General features: G+C 38.3%; 3 protein-coding genes. All 3 read left to right on the forward strand.

Annotated features, from left to right (window positions below; all coding sequences use genetic code 11):
- Positions 1-1,051: DUF5915 domain-containing protein (locus AAC037_RS21175; RefSeq protein WP_339905424.1), on the forward strand; the 1,051-nt coding region annotated here is incomplete at its 5' end.
- Between the two features lie 3 nt (positions 1,052-1,054).
- On the forward strand, positions 1,055-1,696 hold the full coding sequence (locus AAC037_RS21180) for a lipoprotein signal peptidase (protein ID WP_339905426.1): 642 nt from the start codon (positions 1,055-1,057) through the stop codon (positions 1,694-1,696).
- Positions 1,697-2,229: 533 nt separating this feature from the next.
- Positions 2,230-3,603 (forward strand): tetratricopeptide repeat protein, encoded by a 1,374-nt coding sequence (locus tag AAC037_RS21185; RefSeq protein ID WP_339905428.1) that lies wholly within the window; start codon positions 2,230-2,232, stop codon positions 3,601-3,603.
- Positions 3,604-3,913 lie beyond the last annotated feature (310 nt).

Genomic DNA, 3,913 nt, shown 5'->3' on the forward strand with positions numbered 1-3,913 from the left:
GGCCTACGAAAATTATGACATAACGCCTGCCTCCAGGGCCATCATGAATTTTACTGTGGATCAACTGTCCAACTGGTATGTGCGTTTGGCAAGAAAACGATTTTGGAGAGGCGACATTAATGCAGACAAGCAGGCTGCCTATGAGACCTTGTATGAATGCTTGGAAGTGATTGCCGGATTGATGTCCCCTGTGGCACCTTTTTATTCGGATTGGTTGTACCAGAACCTTACTTCAAGCTTGGAAAACAAAACTTTGTCTGTGCATTTGACAGATTGGAAGCCTTCCAATGAGAACTTGATCAACCTGTCCCTGGAAAACAGCATGCAGTTGGCCCAAGACATCTCATCTTTGGTGCATTCCCTAAGGAAAAAGGAAAGATTAAAGGTAAGACAGCCGCTTCAGAAAGTGCTTATACCGGTATTGAATGAAGAAACCAAGGCTTTGATTGAGCATGTAGAGGACCTTATTAAATCAGAGGTTAATATCAAATCAATTGAATACATAGATGATACTTCTGACATTTTAGTGAAAAGTGTCAAGCCTAATTTCGCCCTTTTGGGTAAGCGTTTTGGTCCTAAAATGAAGGCTGTCAACCAGCTCATTCAGCAATGGGGCAAAGAAGAAATCGCTCAAATCGAGAAGGAAGGACAGGTAGAAATCAGCATTGATGGAGAAGCTGCCACACTTAAACTGGAAGAAGTATTGATCCAGTCACAGGATATCCCTGGTTGGTCTGTAGCTACAGACAATGGCATTACTGTGGCCTTGGATGTTACCCTAAGCACAGCATTGAAGGAAGAAGGGATTGCCAGGGATTTTGTTAACAGGATCCAAAATTTCCGTAAGGACATGGGACTGGAAGTTCAGGACAAAATTCGTATCCATATTGCGCCACTTAATGCAACGGTGGACAATGCATTGCTTAATTTCTCCGACTATATCAAAACTGAAACACAAGCATTGGCGTTAACCCTTGATGGAGACAGTAATAATTCTACCGTTTTGGACATGGATGAGTTTGAACTCGCCGTTAAAGTAGAGAAAGTATAATATATGAAATATTGGAAATATTTTGGCATCACCTTATTGGTGATTGTAATTGACCAAGCGGTGAAGATGATGGTCCATTACGGAATGGATTTTGGCACAGCAGGACAAATCAAAGTTTTTGGAGATTGGTTCAAGCTCCATTATACCACCAACCCGGGAATGGCATTTGGCATGCAATTGGGTTCCGAATATGGTAAACTTTTGCTTACCAGCTTTCGATTGGTGGCCATGTTTGGGATTGGTTATTATTTGTATTCCCTAATCACTAAAAAAGCGCATCCGGGATACATTATATGTATTGCCATGATACTCGGAGGAGCAGTGGGCAATCTTATTGACAGCGTATTTTATGGTGTTTGGCTTGGAAACGCCCCTTTTGATGCTGCCACCCCATGGTTTCATGGACAGGTAGTGGACATGTTTTATATTGACATCTGGGAAGGTTTTGTGCCTGAATGGATTCCAATCTTTGGAGGAGGCTATACTGCCCTATGGCCAATTTTTAATATAGCAGATGCATCCATTTTTGTAGGTGTAGGTATCATCCTAATTTTCCAGAAGCGTTTCTTTGATGAAGAAAATGAAGAACATGGGGAAAAAGAAGAAGAGGACCATATCCAGAAGCAATTTATTGACGAAAAGTAAAGCTATTCAATTTAAGGAATAGAGAGGCGGTAAAGTTCTATAAGGGCTTTACCGCTCTTTTTAATTTGCCATGAGTGCTGAACTTTCAGTTTCTTAGAGGGATTTATCTTTAATTGATTTTTGTCCTGACTATATCTTATTTACCTTCATATAAGCGAATGCACCTCCTAGCGCTGCTGCAATAACTAAAATAACAATCCAAACGATGTTCATGGCTGATATAACTTAGCCACGGGTGTAGCCCGTGGTAAGGTGATGTATACGTCACGATTTTGGCGGTATTCTTGCCAATTTTTAGCAACAATGCTGACAAAATTTCTAGTTAAGTTAACAACCAGACGTTACTTTTTGACTATGTCCTCGAATACGGGTAAAAAAACGCAAAGGAGCCCTTGGCAATTTAATCAAATCAACTATATTGATATTTAGTGTTGATAATTGTGCTTCGAGATGTTGAGTTTAAACAATTGTCTTAGCTATTACATACTTGATGAGATCGACTTGATTTTAGCTATTTCAAAAAATTGATACCTATGATACTAAAAATTCACTTTGATTATTTTGAGGGATATAAAAAATTGGTAAAAAGTTTATCATTTAATGTCAATCATAAAATTGAGCGGATTGATTTTGAAAGGGAACTCAATAAAACTGCCTCAGAACATCAATTTGAATTTGTAAATCCAGATTTTTTTCAATCGCTTTACGCTTTTAAAAGATGCCTCTTAACATCTCCAAAGGTTACAGCTGATTACTATTACAAGGAATATTCCTATAATTATACAGACTGCTTTCGTCCCAAAATTGAAGAACTAGATTTATTATCAATATTTATTTCTAATGGAAAGATATCTTACTTTCTTGACTATGCGAAAGAAGTCCTGCCTAAAAATAAAACTAAATTACGGCCTCCTATAACAAACACTAAGAAAGAAGATTTACCGGATATTCTAATCAGAAACATCAGAAGGATCAATGCGCGGAAAGGGACAAACCAACCTGCCGGAGCTTTAATAGGGAAGCTTAGTTCAGTATTCGCATTGATTTATAACGAATATGGAATGAATGTTAACATTCAATCCGTTGATACAACTGAACAAAAAGAACTCAGTGAAGATACAGATCATTTTGATGTGGTTCTTATGGGAGCTGCAGAGGAAGCGCCCTCTAAAATTCATAATTATGTAAGGATTACATTAAAGGACCGTGATTGGGATCCAGCTTACCATGGTACCATTGTTTGTGAGGGGTTCCTTCATGCTGAGCAAGCAGCATATACTGGTTCAGAACTCGAAGCCTCTTTTTATCTGGTAGGTTATTGGTTATTGGTTCTTGACCTTTACACTGCAGAAAAGTGGGAGGATTGTCTGCAAGTTTTAAATACTCTTGCCGAAGATTATGAGAATTTGTTGATCGAAAATGAAGCTAAATATATTGCTGATCCAACTCCGTCAAAAGATTTATTACTAACAATGGCAGAGGTATTACATATTCGAGCCGCTGTACTTTTAAAGCAACCATCAAGTGTACCTTCTGAGGCTTTAGAAATCCTATATCATACAATTGATAATCACAGATTCTATTTGGAGAAAAACAGTATTCGATATGCCAGGATCACACACAACATTGCTGAAGCATATAGGCAACAAGGAAAAAAGGAATTGGCGCAAGAACACTTTCAAAAAGCCCTCACTTTGAATTCCAAGCAATGGGAAAGCCACTTGTATTTGGGACGATTATTGTTCGCTCAAAATAAACCTGACTGGAAAGAAAGTTATTCTAACGCTATCAAATTTTGTGATCGAAGCACGGATCCAATAGAGGAAGAAATTCAGGAACTATCACTTGGTTATGATAAGAAAATTGCTTTTTTAAAGAACTATTTAGTTGGCGAGGAAAAACGATAGTGTCCTGATAAAATCAAATTGATTTAACCGATTTAAACTAATTTTTTTGATGATAATCAGTGAGCTAATTTAGCAACAATGCTGACAAAATCTCAAACGTTCATTAATCATCAAACAAATCCCCCCGACCTCCTGAAGGCGAACCCAATCCCCAAAAAAAGGCCGGAAAATATTCCCGGCCTGTTTGATTGACCTTTTGGGTCTTTCTATTTTATTTTTGATTTAACTTTTACCCCTGTTCTTCACCGCATGGTCTACTGCTCTTGCAGTAATGGCCATATAGGTAAGGGAAGGGTTTTGGGTGCTGGTG

This window comes from uncultured Cyclobacterium sp. (genome assembly GCF_963976465.1).
In the GTDB taxonomy this organism is placed as follows: domain Bacteria; phylum Bacteroidota; class Bacteroidia; order Cytophagales; family Cyclobacteriaceae; genus Cyclobacterium.

Bases quoted from the DNA above. Each gene is read 5' to 3' on its own strand.
- AAC037_RS21180 (WP_339905426.1), top strand. From the start codon at position 1,055: ATGAAATATTGGAAATATTTTGGCATCACCTTATTGGTGATTGTAATT.
- AAC037_RS21185 (WP_339905428.1), top strand. From the start codon at position 2,230: ATGATACTAAAAATTCACTTTGATTATTTTGAGGGATATAAAAAATTG.